Below are 14,870 nucleotides of genomic sequence, written 5' to 3' on the forward strand. Positions count from 1 at the left end.
ATCGACCGATGACTCAACCGAGCGGGCCGAGCCTGAGCACCTTCCAGCGCCTTGCCAGTCATCGCCAGAGCAGAATCCGGCGACGTCAGCGCCGGAGCGGAACAGGCAGGCACGGCAACCGGACGTGGTGCCTGTTGAACCGCGAGCGATCGTTTGGCGCAGCCTGATGCTTGAGCAGTAGGAGGAAACAGGGCGATCCCGCCCTCTTCCCCCGGACATTTGCCTAGTGCGCACCACCCGCTTCTGCAGCACCTAGCTTCCGCAAAATCCTTTCCAGCTCCGGCCGCGTCCACTTCTCCCAGGGCATGACATCCTGCGCGTCACCTCGATGCCAATACTCCCCCGCATCGAACGCGAGATAGATGGAAAAGGCCGGCTCAGGCATGTCCGCGCTCAAGGACACATCGATGATGTCGCTGAACAAGGTGTTCATGATTGCATCGCAGTCATGAAAGTCGCGGCGAGCGCTGGTAAAGAGCCGGGCCACGGCAATGGCCACCTGGTTCAAAAGCTCGCACCGTTCGATCCGCAATCCCTCATGGAGAAGATTCAGCTCCTGGCTGGAGCCGTTTTCGATGGTTTCCAACACCCGCTGAAGATCAGCCTCACTCAACACTGTGGTCATTGCCCCGCATACCTTTTATCCGAATGGCCGACCTTGGCACCTGCCAAACGCCCTGTTCATTGACTTGCGGCCACCGATCTAGGCCCATCGGTCCCCCATCGCCAAAAACCGCCCCACTGGCGCGCAAAATCCCGGATAATGCCCGCCATTTTTTGCCTCGTCACGCCGGTGCCCCCATGGAAATCAAGGTCAACTTTCTCGACAACCTTCGACTTGAAGCCAAGTTCGACGACTTCACGGTGGTGGCCGACCAACCGATCCGCTACAAGGGCGATGGCTCGGCGCCGGGGCCGTTCGACTATTTCCTCGCGTCCTCGGCGCTGTGCGCGGCGTATTTCGTCAAGCTGTACTGCCAGACCCGCAACATCCCCACCGACAATATCCGCCTGTCGCAGAACAACATTGTCGATCCGGAAAACCGCTACAACCAGATCTTCAAGATCCAGGTCGAGCTGCCGGCGGACATCTCCGACAAGGACCGCCAGGGCATCCTGCGCTCCATCGACCGCTGCACGGTGAAGAAGGTGGTGCAGACCGGCCCCGAGTTCATCATCGAGGAAGTGGAAAACCTCGACGCCGACGCCCAGGCGTTGCTGATGCCGCCATCGAGCGCGACCCAGAGCACCTACATCGCCGGCAAGGACCTGCCCCTGGAGCAGACCATCGCCAACATGTCCGGGATCCTCGCGGGCCTGGGGATGAAGATCGAAATCGCCTCGTGGCGCAACATCGTGCCCAACGTCTGGTCGCTGCATATCCGCGATGCGCAGTCGCCGATGTGCTTCACCAACGGCAAGGGCGCGACCAAGGAAAGCGCCCTGGCCTCGGCCCTGGGCGAGTTCATCGAGCGCCTGAACTGCAACTTCTTCTACAACGACCAGTTCTGGGGCGAGGACATCGCCAACGCCGAGTTCGTGCACTACCCGGACGAGCGCTGGTTCCAGCCGGGGCGCAAGGACGAGTTGCCCAAGGAGATCCTCGACGCGCACTGCCTGGCCATCTACAACCCGGATGGCGAGCTGCGCGGCTCCCATCTGTACGACACCAACTCGGGCAATATCGAGCGCGGCATCTGCTGCCTGCCCTACGTGCGCCAGTCCGACGGCGAGGTGGTGTACTTCCCTTCCAACCTGATCGAGAACCTGTTCCTCAGTAACGGCATGAGCGCCGGCAACACCCTGGCCGAAGCCCAGGTGCAGTGCCTGTCGGAGATTTTCGAGCGCGCAGTCAAGCGGCAGATTCTCGAAGGCGAGCTGGCCCTGCCGGACGTACCGCAGGAGGTGCTGGCCAAGTACCCGAGCATTCTGGCCGGCATCCAGGGCCTGGAAGAACAGGGCTTTCCGGTGCTGGTCAAGGATGCCTCCCTGGGCGGGCAGTTCCCGGTGATGTGCGTGACCCTGATGAACCCACGCACCGGCGGGGTGTTCGCCTCCTTCGGCGCCCACCCGAGCTTCGAGGTGGCGCTGGAGCGCAGCCTCACCGAACTGCTCCAGGGCCGCAGCTTCGAAGGCTTGAACGACCTGCCGCAGCCGACCTTTGAAAGCCAGGCGCTGATGGAGCCGAACAACTTCGTCGAACACTTCATCGACTCCAGCGGCGTGGTGTCGTGGCGCTTCTTCAGCGCCAAGGCGGACTTCGAGTTCGTCGAGTGGGACTTCACCAGCCAGGGCGGCTTCAGCGAAAGGGAACAAGCCAGCGCCGAAGAGGCCGCGACCCTGTTCGGCATCCTCGAAAGCCTGGGCAAGGAAGTCTACATGGCGGTGTACCAGCACCTGGGCGCCACGGCCTGCCGCATCCTGGTGCCGGACTACTCGGAAATCTACCCGGTGGACGACCTGATCTGGGACAACACCAACAAGGCGCTGTTCTTCCGCGAAGACATCCTCAACCTGCACAGCCTGGACGAAGACGGTCTGCGCTCACTGCTGGAGCGCCTGGAAGAAAGCGAGCTGGATGACTACACCGACATCACCACCCTGATCGGCATCGAGTTCGACGACAACACCGCCTGGGGCCAGTTGACCATTCTGGAACTCAAGCTGCTGCTCCACGTGGCCCTGGGGCAGTTCGACCCGGCCAAGGAGCTGGTGGAGATGTTCCTGCAGTACAACGACAACACCGTCGAGCGCGGGCTGTTCTATCAGGCGCTGAACGCGGTGCTGGAAGTGGAGCTGGACGACGAACTGGAGCTGGGCGACTACGAGGCCAACCTGCGACGCATGTTCGGCAACGAGCGGATGGACGCGGTGATCGGCTCGGTGGACGGTAGCGTGCGCTTCTACGGCCTGACCCCGACCAACCTGCAGCTCGAAGGCCTGGACCGCCACCTGCGCTTGATCGACAGCTACAAGAAGCTGCACGCGGCACGGGCCAAGTGGACCGCAGCCAAGCGCTGACACCCCGCCCTCCCCGGCACCTGTAGGAGCGAGCTTGCTCGCGAAGCCCTCAAGAACGCCGCGTTCCCCAGTGAACGCGGCGTTTTCGTTGGCGACCATCGCGAGCAAGCTCGCTCCTACAGTGACTCGTCAGGCCTTGGGCGCCCCGGGCGGCCAGGGCTTGCGGTCCTCTCTTTCCGGCGGGCCATACAACTCCTGCTCCCACTCCTCGAACGCCGGCACCGCGGTGTAATCCGCATCGCAATACTGACGGATGTACTGCGCCGCGCGGTACTCGGCGTACTTGGCATTCACCGGCACGCCCTCCTCGTCCAGCTCCAGCACATTGGCAAAGATCGCGTAGACCATCTCCAGCATGCTCGGTTCTTCGCCAAGGCAACTGCGATAGTCGACGCCCTCCAGCAGCGGGTAACCGAGGGTGCCGTTGGCGACCCAGAAACTGAACGTGCGCAGGGCCCCGGAAAATTCCGGACTGAGCTTCTTCGGGTAAAGCATGCTGATCGTCTCTGATTGATGTCGGGCGGGGGCGGATTCTCAATGAGCGGCCGCTTTGCAGGCAAGGCGCACGGCGCGTGCGCAGGCACTCGCCGTTAGCTGACGGCCAATGAGCGCTGTTCGGCAACCACGCGATTACGCCCGCCCTGCTTGGCCAGGTACAGCAACTGGTCGGCCTTTTCCAGGGCGGCGGTGATCGAGCCCTCTCCGGGCTGCCACAAACTGACGCCCAGGGACACCGTGATGTGGCCCACGGTGTCGATGTCCGCGGCGGCGATCGAGGCCCGCAGACGCTCCGCCACCTCGGTGGCCGTGCGCAGCGAACTGTTGGGCAGGAGCAGGACGAACTCCTCGCCACCGGCCCGGCACGGCAAGTCGTCGGCGCGGGAGTTTTGCTTCATCAAGCCGGCAATCGCCCTCAGGGTTTCATCCCCCACGCCATGGCCGAAGGTGTCGTTCACCCGTTTGAAGTGATCGATGTCCATGGAAACGATGGCGAACGGCTGGCGGACCTGCTGCCAGTGCGCCAGGGCGTCCTGCATCGCGCGTCGGTTGGCCAGCCCGGTCAGCGCATCACTTTGCGCCTGCTGGTTGAGCCGGCCGATTTTTTCCTGGAGCAGGCTGGTGCCCAACAGCAGCGCCCGGCGGATCTGCCAGCTTTCAAAATACTGCGCCGGGATTGCGCTGATGCGCGCATAGCTGTCCGGGCTGTCCAGGCGCTTGGCACTGTCGGCCAGCCGGGACAGCGGCGCCGAAATCCGCGCCCCCAGCCACCAGATCAACACCACCCCGAACAACCCCAGCGGCAGTATGCCCTTGGCCACTTTGGACATGGTTCCCTGCAGCAGGGTCTGGATATTGCCCAGGGGCTGCTGGGAGATCACCCCCCAACCGCTGCTGGGCACCCGGGCGAACCCCGCAAGCATCTCCACGCCCTGGGCATCCAGCGCCTGCAACGCCCCACCGCCCTGGCTCAAGGCCGCATCGACGATCGGGTCCCGGGCGACGATCTCGCCAATGCGCTCGGGGTACGGGTGATAGAGCACTCGCCGGTTGCCGTCGACCAGGTACACATGGGCGCCATCCTGGCGCACCTGGCGGTCCATCAGGTCTTGCAGGGCGTTCTTGTGTTCCAGGCGAATGCTGCCACCGACCAGCCCCAGGTACTGGCCTTGGCTGTCGAACACCGGCTGGGAAACGAAGACCAGCAGGTTGCCGGCGATGGACTTGAAGGCCTTGCTGATGATCGGCTGACGCTGCTCCAGGGGCGCCGGGTCTTGCAGGGAGCGGCCGTTGAGATGCAGGTGTTCAGGCGCCGAAGCGATGATGGTGCCGGCGGCATTGGTGACCAGCACCGAGTTGAAGCTGTTGTCCTGCCCGAGCAAGCGCCGGGCTTCGCCCTCCAGTTGCCGGGCATCGCCGAACGACCCGCCCAGCAGGCCGGCCGCGTATTCCAGGCGCTTCTGATCGGAGCTGAGCACCTGCTCCACACCGGAGGCGATCCGCGTGGCGTAGGCCTGATTGACTTGCAAGGCGCTGTCAATCAGTTCCTGTTTCTGAATCTTGAACATGACCCAGAAGCTGTTGGCCAGGGTGGCCAGTGCCGCAAACAGCACAAAGACCAGAATCAGGACACGCAGATTGAGCTTGGGCTTGGGCCGGGTAGGCATTGAACGACATCCGGGTGAGCGAGCAGACAAAAAATTTCGATGTGGCGGCCACCGCCTGCCAACACAAGATCATTTGCGTCCATGCACCCTCGACACACCGATCATCATGCGTCGGACATCGTCAAAACGCCTGCATCGCTTGGCTATAAGAACGCCTGGCGTTAGAGCCGCGCAGTCTACCGAGGTTGATCCGATTGGCAACTAGGAAAATAGTCTTGCCTCGCGCCGCGCGCAGTCCGCGGTTTTCACGCCCGCTGCAACCCGTCACAATGCCTCGCCCCAAGCCAGGGCTCCCCCAGCCTGGCGCCCGTATCACTGATCGCAAGGACCGCCCATGAGCTTCTTCAGCCAATTGTTCGACCGCCTCAAAAAACCGGCCCCGTCGGCCATTGGCGACACGCATGCCGCCGACACGGCGAGCCCGGCGCTCGACTCGGTCGAGCCCACGGCGGATGCCGAAGCCGCCAACCTGGCGCTGCTCGAAGCCGGCGCCGCCTGCCTTGAGCGCCATTGGCAAGCCGTCGGCACCTGCGAGGCAGACGTTCTCGGCTTCGCCATCAGCCCCAGCTTCATGGGCGGCCCCCACTGGCCCTCCACTCGCCAGGCCTACCGTATCGTGCGCCGCAACGAGCGCATCATCCTTGCCACCGAGGGCCTGTCCGACCCGTTCGATGGTGTGCAAGGCGACGACCTGGGCAACGGTTTCGAGATGGAGCTATTCATCGAAACCCCGGACATCCCGGCCCACGCCCAGGGCGCGGCGGGCGACGTTTCGCCCTTTGCCGACAGCTGGACCTTCGAACTGCTGCGCTGCGTGGCCGGCACCGTGGCCGATGCCGGCGGCTACGGCTCGCGCCTGGAGCGCTACGGCGTGCTGTCCCTGGAACTGCCCGGGGTCAGCCAGTCCCGGGCCATGAGCGAGCAACTGCCGGCACACTTCGTCAGCACCGACGACTGCGCCGGGGTGCTGATCGGCGGCCCGGCCCCGGACTTCCCGACCCGCCTGGACGACATGCCCCTATCGCCGGTGACCCTGGTGCCGGTGGTGCTGATTACCGCCTCGGAGCTGGACTACGTGCGCAACGGCGGTGCCCAGGCCCGGGAAGACCTGGCCGCGCGGCTGAACGCGGCAGGCCTGGGCCATGTCAGCCACCTGCAGCGCGCCAGCGTGATCTGAACGTGGGAGCCCTGAAGCCGATGCACGCCGCCGATGACTACTTCGCCTTTCACCTGTTCGCCGCGCGCTTCTCGAACCAGGCCGAGGCCGAACTGTTCACCTTCGAACAGTGGGAAGCCGAACCTGCGGCGGATGCCAGCGCCGCCGAGTTCAGCGCCTGGGAAGCCCGCAATCCCAGCTGGCGCCTCAAACAGGAGCTGGGCTATTACATGGACGCCGATTTCGTCGAACTGATCGACCGTGAAGACGGCCCGCCCTACCTGGAATCACTGATCCGCAGCGACGCCGAACAACAGCAACTGCGCACGCGTATCGACCCCGGCTACAGCCACTACATCCTCATCGGCAGTGAGTCGATCCATGGCGACCGACAGTCGGACGCCCCCGGCCCCAACCAGCGCAAACCGGCAAACACGGCAACGCTTGTTTACCTGGGCGAGTTCAACGATTCCTCTGCACCGCGCTAAATGCTAAAAAGGCCCCCTGCTTTCCAGGCCACCCCTGTCGTGCCAAGCCGTATCACGAGAACCACCATGCACAGCCAATACCCGAAGACCCGCGCCCCGTTGCGCCCTCTTGACCTCCTCACCCACCAGCCAGCGGCGGTAGCAGCATGATCGAAGTCACTGAAGTGTCCATTGCCGACCTGCGCGCCGCCCTGGAATCGGGCCGGACCACTGCCGTGGAACTGGTCCAGGCCTATCTGGCGCGGATCGATGCCTACGATGGCCCGCAGACCGCCACCGCGCTGAACGCCGTGGTGGTGCGCAACCCCGAGGCCCTGAAGGAGGCCAAAGCGTCCGATGAGCGTCGCGCCAAGGGCCAGACCCTGGGCCCATTGGACGGCATTCCCTACACCGCCAAGGACAGTTACCTGGTCAAGGGCCTGACCGCCGCCTCGGGCAGCCCGGCCTTTGCCGAGCTGGTGGCCTACCGCGACGCCTTCACCATCGAGCGCCTGCGGGCTGCCGGGGCCATCTGCCTGGGCAAGACCAACATGCCGCCCATGGCCAACGGCGGCATGCAGCGCGGCGTCTATGGCCGCGCGGAAAGCCCCTATAACGCCAACTACCTGACCGCGCCCTTCGCCTCCGGCTCGTCCAACGGCGCCGGCACCGCCACCGCCGCCAGCTTCGCCGCCTTCGGCCTGGCCGAGGAAACCTGGTCCAGCGGGCGTGGCCCGGCCTCCAACAACGGCTTGTGCGCCTATACACCGTCGCGCGGGGTGATCTCGGTGCGCGGCAACTGGCCGCTGACCCCGACCATGGACGTGGTGGTGCCCTTCGCCCGGACCATGGCCGACCTGCTGCAAGTGCTGGACGTGGTGGTGGCCGAAGACCCGGACACCCGCGGCGACCTGTGGCGCCTGCAGCCCTGGGTGCCGATCCCCAGCGTGACCTCGGTGCGCCCGGCGTCCTACCCGCAACTGGCAGCCGACGCCTCGGCGCTCAAGGGCAAGCGCTTTGGCGTACCGCGCATGTACATCAACGCCGACCCCGAAGCCGGCACCAGCGACAAACCCGGCATCGGCGGCCCCACCGGCCAGCGCATCCACACCCGGCCCTCGGTGATCGACCTTTGGCAACAGGCGCGCCAAGCCCTGGAAGCCGCTGGCGCCGAAGTGCTGGAAGTGGACTTCCCCCTGGTGTCCAACTGCGAAGGCGACCGCCCCGGCGCACCGACCGTGTACAACCGCGGCCTGGTGAGCAAGGAATTTCTCCATGACGAGTTGTGGGAACTCTCGGGCTGGGCCTTCGACGACTTCCTGCGGGCCAACGACGATCCCAAGCTCAACCGCCTGGCGGATGTCGACGGGCCGCAGATCTTCCCCCACGACCCCGGCACCCTGCCCAACCGCGAAGACGACCTGGCCGCCGGCATGGACCAGTACGTGACCATGGCCAAGCGCGGACTCAAGAGCTGGGACCAGATCGCCTCCCTGGCCGACGGCCTGCGCGGCCTGGAACAGACCCGGCGCATCGACCTGGAAGAATGGATGGACCGCCTGGGGCTGGACGCGGTGCTGTTCCCCACCGTCGCCGACGTTGGCCCGGCGGATGCCGACATCAATCCCGAGTCGGCGGACATTGCCTGGAGCAACGGCGTGTGGGTGGCCAACGGCAACCTCGCCATCCGCCACCTGGGCGTGCCCACGGTGACCGTGCCGATGGGGGTGATGGCGGACATCGGCATGCCGGTCGGCCTGACCTTCGCTGGCCGCGCCTATGACGATTCGAGCCTGCTGCGCCTGGCGTCGGCGTTCGAATCCACCGGTAGCAAGAGGCTGATTCCGCCACGGACGCCGGCCTTGCACCGCGCCAACTGAGCCGCTTGGTCAGGCCCGCACTGAAGCATGAGTGGGCCTGATCGCCAAGGCTGCAACGGCGGCGCCCAACGACAAGGCGTTAACCGCGCTGCATGGGGCGGCCCAGGCAAGCCTGGGCAGGCCACTGCCCGATCAGCCCAGGGCCATCACTGCTCATCCTCAGGCTGCAACGGCGAGTGCTGCCAGTCGAAGTGCTTGAGCAACTGGCGGCACAGGTCATCCAGTTGCGGATGATAGTGATGGGTATGCGGCACCGGCAGCTGCGGCTCGCCATGGCCGAATCCCAGTGCGCGCAGGGTCCTGGCGTAATCCTCGATGGGCCCGTAGGCGTAGATCAGATTGTGCCGGTCCCAGACCACGGTGGCCTGTTGCTCGGGCGAATACACCCACAGATCGAAGCGGCTATCGCCACACAGGAAGGGTTTGAAGTCATGGATGAAATCCTCGACCTCTTCCCGTGACAGCGGCGGACTGCAGTAGCGGCCCGCTGGCGATTCGTCCCGCGGCGTATGCAGAACGAAGAGCAGGACCAGGGGGTCGGCCAGGCAGCGCACCAGACTGAGCAGCACCTGCGGGTCCGAGCCAGGCGCCCCGGCCACCACGCGCTGTCCTTCACCCACGGGCTTGACCACGAATACAGGCGGATAACTGTGCTCCACCCACTGGTTGTCTTTCATGTGCCCAAGTCTGTACATACCGGCCTGATCCTCCTGATCGCTTCTGCGGTTGAGCCAAACGGCCGCGCATTATGCCGGCAAATGCACGGCTTGCGGCAGCGTCGTCGTGTCGGCCATTCAGGCACTGTTTCAGCCGGCGGCTGGCGTACAATCCCCAGCCTTCAAGGACAGCCGCCACCAGGACAACGATGACCACACACCGCATTACCCTCGCCAACGGCTGGATTGCCGAATTTGCCGAACAAGGTGAATTCCGCATGGGCGCCATCAGCTGGAACCTGCACCTGCGCGGCCCCGAGCAACAGGCCATCCGCTATTTCGAAACCCAGATCGTGCTGGTCAACGACGAGGATGGCGAGCAGGCACGAAATCACATCAGCCTGTCCGAGGACGGGGTCTACGGCTACCTGGGCAACGGCATGAGTCACGGCTGGGTGATCGACTTTTCCCGCGGCATGATCGCGCCCCACCGGGTCACGATCAGCCACTATCACCACGCCTATGACGAGTACATTTCGCTGCTGGAGCAACCGGCGTACAAGCGCACGCGGGAGTACATCAGTGTCATCGGCCGCACCGTCTACCTGACCTTTCCCTTCACCCGGGACGAGGATTTCCCCAAGGTCTGGGACGAGTACCTGGCGATCCGCCGACGGCAGCTGGACGAGCTGTATTTCCGCAACTGAGCCTGGACCTGGCCGGTCAATGATGGGCCTGACCCAGGCGCCCGCCGCCGCGGGCACTTTTTTTTAAGGCGCGGCCTGCCGCGCTAGCGGGTCAACGCAAGCTCCAGGACACCCCCAGGTACACCCCCAGCCCTTCCCCCGGCGTCGAGCGCGCCAGATCCTGCCCCTTGTCGTCGTAGCCTGGAGTGACGGTGGCGGCGTAGCGCTTGTCGGTGAGGTTGCGCAGATCGATCCAGGTCTGCCAGTCGTTCTTCGGCGCGTTGTAGCCCAGGGTGGCGCCGAACAGTGCGTAAGGGTCGGCGTAAAAGCTGTTGGCGTAGTCCACCGCCACCTTCGACACCAGCTGGGTGTTGACCGCGGCAAAGAAGCCCAGGGGCCAGTCGTAACGCAGCTCGCCCTGGTAGTAGTGCATGGGCAGGCCCGGCAGGCGGTTGTCGCCGAAACGCGCGTCGTCGCGGTAGTGGAAATCGCTGAAGGTGTAGGCCTGGCGCAGGCTCAGGCGGCCCACACCCGGGCGCGACCACAGCTCGCTGTGCAGGCTGGCTTCCACGCCCTGGTGCACCGTGGGGCTGGCATTGAGTTCATAGGGCGTGGTGGCGCTGGGATCGGGCAGTACCGAGAGCAGCTCGTGGCGCACCTGGGCGTAGTACCAGGCCAGGCTCCACTGACCCAGGCCGCTGTCGCCACGGCCGCCCAGCTCCAGGGTGGTGGCGGTCTGGTTGCGCAGCGTGATCGGATCACGCTGGGCGCCGCTGGCCACTCCGCTACCGGCTGGAAAACGCAGGTTCGAGCTGTAGATCAGCGACCAGGGGTGCGGTGCTTCCACCGAACGGCTGAGGTTGCCGAACAGCTGTACATCCGACGTCAGCTGGTAGCGCAGGCCCAGGCGCGGCGCGTAGTCCCAGTCGCCAAGGCTGGTCTTGCCACCGCCCTCGGGGTAGGTCACCGCGCTTTCGCGACGGGTGTAGATGGCCGCCAGCCCGGTGGTCAGCCACAGGTCGTCGGCGATTTCCAGGTCATTGCCAACATGCAGGACAGTGTCCGAGCCCTGGTAGGTGAAGTTGCGAATCCGCGTGCCCGGCGCATAGCCGGCGGTGTTGCCGCCAGGAATCCGCACGAACTCACTGGCACCGTCATTGGGCAGGTGCTTGGTCACCCGCAGGCCCAGGGTGCTGCGGCTTTCCCGGCCCCAGAGGCTGTCGCGGCGCTTGTAGTCCAAGGTGCCGCTGACGTCGCTGTAGGCCACCTTCAGGCGGTTGGGGCCTTCGCGCAGGTCCATCGGGTAGTCGTGGTAGACCAGGCCGGTCTGGAGGCTCGAGTCATCGTCGATGTAGTAGGTGGTCTTGTTGCCGACAAAGGTGCTGCCCGGCTGCTTGCGCCGGTCGTCGCGGCTGACGTAGGCCGGGTTGGCCGCCCGCGGGTCGTGCTCGATGGAACGCTTGCTGACCCGTCCGGCCAGATCGTTGTCGGTCTCGCGGTAGCGCAGGTAGAAACGGGTTTCCAGGTTCGGATTGAAGCGGTAGCCGAAGTTGCCGATCACCCCGCGGCTCTGGCTGCGGGTGTGGTCCTGGTAACCGTCGGCGTTGGCATCGGTCAGCGAGACGTAATAGTCGAAGTCCCCCAGCACTTGCCCGGAGCTGACCTGACGCTGCTGGTAACCGTGGCTGCCGGTGGCGTAGCGCACCTGCAACAGCGGCGCGTCGTAGCCGGTATGGCTGACGTAATCGATGGCCCCGCCCAGGGCCAGGGCGCCACGGTCAAAGCCGTTGGCGCCGCGCAGCACCTGCACATGGTCGACCCACAACGGCTCCAGCAACTCATAGGGCGTACCGCCGGGGCCGGTCAGCGGCAGGCCGTCGAGCATCGTGTACAGCCCCGAGGCATGGGCGCCCGGCGCGCGGTTGATGCCCGAGCCGCGGATCGAGATCTTCACCCCTTCGTTGCCCGCCGACTGGGCGTACACCCCGGGCTGATAGGCCAGCACATCCTGATTGCTGGCCACCCGGCCCTGCAGCGGCTGGCGCATGTTCACCACATTGCTCCCGCCCGGCACCTCGGCCAGCCGTGCCGCGGCCTCTTCCACCCGCTGTCCCTCGCCGCTCTGCTCCTGCCCCAGGACCTGCGCCGGGGCCAGTTCCACGCTCCGGATCTCGGCGATTGCCGGGCAGGCAAGGGCCAGGCCCAACAGGGCCGTGGGCAAGGATTTTGGCGAAGACATCGAGAAAACTCCGACAGGCAGAAAGGGGGCAATGCAAGTTGCGACGCAGGAAAGAACCAAGAGAACACAGGGGAATCAGGCTTTTTTTCGCCAGGAAAGCGGATGTCGGCAGTCACGCCTTCACGGGCGAAGCCACAGCGTCCAGCACTCAGCGCTAAGGGTTCTTGGCCCCCGCCAGAAAGTGCGCCACCAAGGCATTGGCATGACCATGGCCCATGCCGTATTCGGACTTGAGCCAGGCCACCAGCTCCATGTGCTTCTTGCCGCTGACGGCGCCAAGAAGCTCCAGCCAGTGGCTGATGGGCTGACCGTAGTTTTTTTCAATGGAAGGAAAGTACGACGCCGGGCCTTTGACCTGGCTGGCTTTGCTCTTGCTGTCTTCACTCATGCTTCACCCCGTGCTTTTTTGCTGCTCTTGATGTTCTCGATCAGGTCGACCACGTAGTTCTGGTTGAAGCCCGCGACAAAGGACCAGAACAGCAACTTGCCGTAGGCGGCGTAGCCGTCGGCGTGCTGGCAGAAAATCACATAGAAACTGTTGTCCGGGTACCTGCAGCTCCTGTCACCGACGATCTCGGGAAACAGCTCCCCTTGCACCACGCCGGAGATAAACAGGATGTACAGCAGGCCCGCGAGGATGCCGCCGATGAACGATGGCAGCAGCACGTTGAACCAGGAGCTGCACAGGCTGACGATTTCCTCCTCGCTGAGGTGGGACAGTTGCCGGTGAAAGCCTACGTAGCCGCCGATGTTGCCGACGATGAACACCACCGAGGGAATGGTGTAGCCGTCGGCCATGGCGACCGCCCCCAGGGACGCCGCCAACAGCAGCACAAAGATGATGAACAGTCGCTTCCAGAGGATGTTCAGCGCGTCCTGGCGGTTCATGTTCGGCTCACCGGTTCAGGTTGTCGTAGGGGTTCCGTCCACCTGGATGACGATAGTTGAGCCGTGCCGCGCGGGGGTGTTTTTTCGACCGGGAACCCTTGCCCTACTGGCCGGCGCCCGCCGCGCCTTCAGGCCGGGTAGCCGGTGATCTCGCGAATGCTCTGGTACAGCGGCTTGAGCTGGCGATACATGCGCAGGTAGACCTCGCGGTACAGCCGCTGGTACATCTGCTGCGCCTGCGGCTGGGGCTCGAACACCGCGCCGACCCGGGTCATGGCGCTGATCGCCGTGGGGAAGTCCGGGTACAGGCCCAGGCCTACCGCGCAGGCAATCACCGCCCCCAGCCCCGAGGCTTCATAGACATGGGGGCGTTCCACCGGCAGGCCGAAGATGTCTGCGGTCAGCTGCATGGCCGCGTCGCTCTGGGAGCCGCCGCCGGCCACCCGCAAGCGGGTGATCTTCAGCTTGGAGCGTTGTTCCATGCGTTCCATGCCCTGGCGCAGGGCATAGGCCAGACCTTCGAGAATCGCCCGGTAGATGTGGGCCCGGGTGTGCACGTCGCCAAAGCCGATCATCGCGCCCTTGGCCTCCATGCCCGGCTCGCGGATGCCCGGCGACCAATAGGGTTGCAGGGTCAGGCCCATGGACCCGGGCGGCACCGCCTGGACCAGGGCGTCGAACAGCTGTTCCGGCTCCAGCCCCTGCTCGGCTGCCTGCTGCACTTCCCGCAGGCCGAACTGTTGCTTGAACCAGCTGACCATCCAGTAACCGCGAAAGATCATCACCTCGCAGTTGTAGTGATCCGGCACCGCCGCCGGGTACGGCGGGATCAGCGGCACCACTTCCAGGTAGCGGGAACGGGTGGTGGTGATGGTGGCCGTGGTGCCGTAGGACAGGCAGGCCGTGGTGGAATCCTGGACGCCCGAACCGAGCACCTCACAGGCCTTGTCGGCACCGGCGGCAATTAGCGCCAAGCCCTCGGGAATACCCGTGTGGCGACTGGCTTCGGCGCTGATCCGGCCCAGGGTTTCGCCGGGTTTGAGCAAGGTCGGCAACTGCTCGCGACGCACCGCCAGGGCCTGCCACTTCCAGTCGCTGGGAGCGGCCCAGCACAGGCGTTTGTAGTCGAACGGCAGGTAAGCCACGGAGCAGCCTACCGAGTCGACGAAGTTGCCGGTCAGGCGATGGGTGAGAAAACCCGAGAGCAGCAGGAACTTGTCGGTGGCGGCCCAGACCTCGGGTTGCTGCTGGGCCACCCAGTTGGCTTCGGCCTGGGCGCGAAAATAGTCCACCGTGGCCTCGGCGCCGATCAATTTGAACAGCCAGCCCCAGGGACCCTTGATGCGCCCCTCGACCTCGGCCTGGCGCTGGTCGAGCCAGAGAATCGCCGGACGCAGGGCTTTACCCTGGGCGTCGACATTGATCAGGGTGCCGCGCTGGGTGGTCAGGGACACGCCGCGGATCTGCGAACGGTCGATGCCGGTCTGCTGCCACAAGAGCTGGCAGGCTTCGCCGAGCTTGGCCCAGTAGTAGTCCGGGTGCTGTTCGGCCCAGCCGGGCTGGCTCGAAAAATACGCCTCCAGTTCCACCTTGCCCTTGCCCAGCAGGTTGCCTTGGAGGTCGAACAGCAGTGCGCGAACGCTCTGGGTGCCATTGTCGATGGCCAGCAGGTAGTCCTGCTTCTTGTTGTTGTGGTTATCCATGGGGCTCTC

Annotated in this window: 13 protein-coding genes; 5 read left to right on the top strand and 8 right to left on the bottom strand. The window is 64.9% G+C overall.

The window, feature by feature from the left end; all coding sequences use genetic code 11:
* Positions 1–223: 223 nt before the first annotated feature.
* Positions 224–625: a hypothetical protein gene (locus POS17_RS16155; protein WP_060839507.1), complete on the bottom strand. Its 402-nt coding sequence runs from the start codon at positions 623–625 to the stop codon at positions 224–226.
* Between the two features lie 176 nt (positions 626–801).
* Here POS17_RS16155 and POS17_RS16160 point away from each other — a divergent pair, with 176 nt between their 5' ends.
* Positions 802–3,021, top strand: a complete 2,220-nt coding sequence (locus POS17_RS16160) for an OsmC domain/YcaO domain-containing protein (RefSeq protein ID WP_060839508.1) — start codon at positions 802–804, stop codon at positions 3,019–3,021.
* A 129-nt stretch (positions 3,022–3,150) separates the two neighbouring features.
* Here POS17_RS16160 and POS17_RS16165 read toward each other — a convergent pair whose 3' ends face one another.
* Positions 3,151–3,516, bottom strand: a complete 366-nt coding sequence (locus POS17_RS16165) for a DUF7677 family protein (RefSeq protein WP_060839509.1) — start codon at positions 3,514–3,516, stop codon at positions 3,151–3,153.
* Between the two features lie 95 nt (positions 3,517–3,611).
* Positions 3,612–5,186 (bottom strand): sensor domain-containing diguanylate cyclase, encoded by a 1,575-nt coding sequence (locus POS17_RS16170; RefSeq protein WP_060839510.1) that lies wholly within the window; start codon positions 5,184–5,186, stop codon positions 3,612–3,614.
* A gap of 334 nt (positions 5,187–5,520) precedes the next feature.
* Here POS17_RS16170 and POS17_RS16175 point away from each other — a divergent pair, with 334 nt between their 5' ends.
* From POS17_RS16175 to POS17_RS16185, 3 genes are all read left to right on the top strand, one after another.
* Positions 5,521–6,363: a suppressor of fused domain protein gene (locus tag POS17_RS16175; RefSeq protein ID WP_060839511.1), complete on the top strand. Its 843-nt coding sequence runs from the start codon at positions 5,521–5,523 to the stop codon at positions 6,361–6,363.
* A gap of 2 nt (positions 6,364–6,365) precedes the next feature.
* On the top strand, positions 6,366–6,830 hold the full coding sequence (locus tag POS17_RS16180; RefSeq protein ID WP_231978957.1) for a hypothetical protein: 465 nt from the start codon (positions 6,366–6,368) through the stop codon (positions 6,828–6,830).
* 146 nt (positions 6,831–6,976) lie between these two features.
* On the top strand, positions 6,977–8,689 hold the full coding sequence (locus POS17_RS16185) for an amidase (protein WP_060839512.1): 1,713 nt from the start codon (positions 6,977–6,979) through the stop codon (positions 8,687–8,689).
* A gap of 146 nt (positions 8,690–8,835) precedes the next feature.
* Here the strand turns inward: POS17_RS16185 and POS17_RS16190 are convergent, their stop codons facing one another.
* Positions 8,836–9,384, bottom strand: a complete 549-nt coding sequence (locus POS17_RS16190; RefSeq protein WP_231978958.1) for a hypothetical protein — start codon at positions 9,382–9,384, stop codon at positions 8,836–8,838.
* Between the two features lie 170 nt (positions 9,385–9,554).
* Here POS17_RS16190 and POS17_RS16195 point away from each other — a divergent pair, with 170 nt between their 5' ends.
* Entirely contained in the window at positions 9,555–10,052 is a 498-nt protein-coding gene (locus POS17_RS16195; protein ID WP_060839514.1) for a hypothetical protein, read from the top strand.
* A 91-nt stretch (positions 10,053–10,143) separates the two neighbouring features.
* Here POS17_RS16195 and POS17_RS16200 read toward each other — a convergent pair whose 3' ends face one another.
* From POS17_RS16200 to POS17_RS16215, 4 genes are all read right to left on the bottom strand, one after another.
* Complete coding sequence (locus POS17_RS16200) at positions 10,144–12,270, bottom strand: TonB-dependent receptor family protein (RefSeq protein WP_060839515.1); 2,127 nt, start codon at positions 12,268–12,270, stop codon at positions 10,144–10,146.
* A gap of 154 nt (positions 12,271–12,424) precedes the next feature.
* On the bottom strand, positions 12,425–12,658 hold the full coding sequence (locus tag POS17_RS16205; RefSeq protein ID WP_060839516.1) for a DUF4287 domain-containing protein: 234 nt from the start codon (positions 12,656–12,658) through the stop codon (positions 12,425–12,427).
* Complete coding sequence (locus POS17_RS16210) at positions 12,655–13,158, bottom strand: hypothetical protein (RefSeq protein ID WP_060839517.1); 504 nt, start codon at positions 13,156–13,158, stop codon at positions 12,655–12,657. The genes POS17_RS16205 and POS17_RS16210 overlap by 4 nt, the downstream gene beginning before the upstream one ends.
* A gap of 128 nt (positions 13,159–13,286) precedes the next feature.
* Positions 13,287–14,861, bottom strand: coding sequence for an FGGY-family carbohydrate kinase (locus POS17_RS16215; RefSeq protein ID WP_060839518.1), 1,575 nt, complete (start codon positions 14,859–14,861; stop codon positions 13,287–13,289).
* Between the last annotated feature and the right edge of the window lie 9 nt (positions 14,862–14,870).

The organism is Pseudomonas sp. Os17 (genome assembly GCF_001547895.1).
Lineage (GTDB): Bacteria > Pseudomonadota > Gammaproteobacteria > Pseudomonadales > Pseudomonadaceae > Aquipseudomonas.

What these genes read in the sequence shown, in the direction of transcription:
- POS17_RS16155 (WP_060839507.1), bottom strand. Translation starts at nt 625, where the DNA reads ATGACCACAGTGTTGAGTGAGGCTGATCTTCAGCGGGTGTTGGAAACC.
- POS17_RS16160 (WP_060839508.1), top strand. Translation starts at nt 802, where the DNA reads ATGGAAATCAAGGTCAACTTTCTCGACAACCTTCGACTTGAAGCCAAG.
- POS17_RS16165 (WP_060839509.1), bottom strand. Translation starts at nt 3,516, where the DNA reads ATGCTTTACCCGAAGAAGCTCAGTCCGGAATTTTCCGGGGCCCTGCGC.
- POS17_RS16170 (WP_060839510.1), bottom strand. Translation starts at nt 5,186, where the DNA reads ATGCCTACCCGGCCCAAGCCCAAGCTCAATCTGCGTGTCCTGATTCTG.
- POS17_RS16175 (WP_060839511.1), top strand. Translation starts at nt 5,521, where the DNA reads ATGAGCTTCTTCAGCCAATTGTTCGACCGCCTCAAAAAACCGGCCCCG.
- POS17_RS16185 (WP_060839512.1), top strand. Translation starts at nt 6,977, where the DNA reads ATGATCGAAGTCACTGAAGTGTCCATTGCCGACCTGCGCGCCGCCCTG.
- POS17_RS16190 (WP_231978958.1), bottom strand. Translation starts at nt 9,384, where the DNA reads ATGTACAGACTTGGGCACATGAAAGACAACCAGTGGGTGGAGCACAGT.
- POS17_RS16195 (WP_060839514.1), top strand. Translation starts at nt 9,555, where the DNA reads ATGACCACACACCGCATTACCCTCGCCAACGGCTGGATTGCCGAATTT.
- POS17_RS16200 (WP_060839515.1), bottom strand. Translation starts at nt 12,270, where the DNA reads ATGTCTTCGCCAAAATCCTTGCCCACGGCCCTGTTGGGCCTGGCCCTT.
- POS17_RS16205 (WP_060839516.1), bottom strand. Translation starts at nt 12,658, where the DNA reads ATGAGTGAAGACAGCAAGAGCAAAGCCAGCCAGGTCAAAGGCCCGGCG.
- POS17_RS16210 (WP_060839517.1), bottom strand. Translation starts at nt 13,158, where the DNA reads ATGAACCGCCAGGACGCGCTGAACATCCTCTGGAAGCGACTGTTCATC.
- POS17_RS16215 (WP_060839518.1), bottom strand. Translation starts at nt 14,861, where the DNA reads ATGGATAACCACAACAACAAGAAGCAGGACTACCTGCTGGCCATCGAC.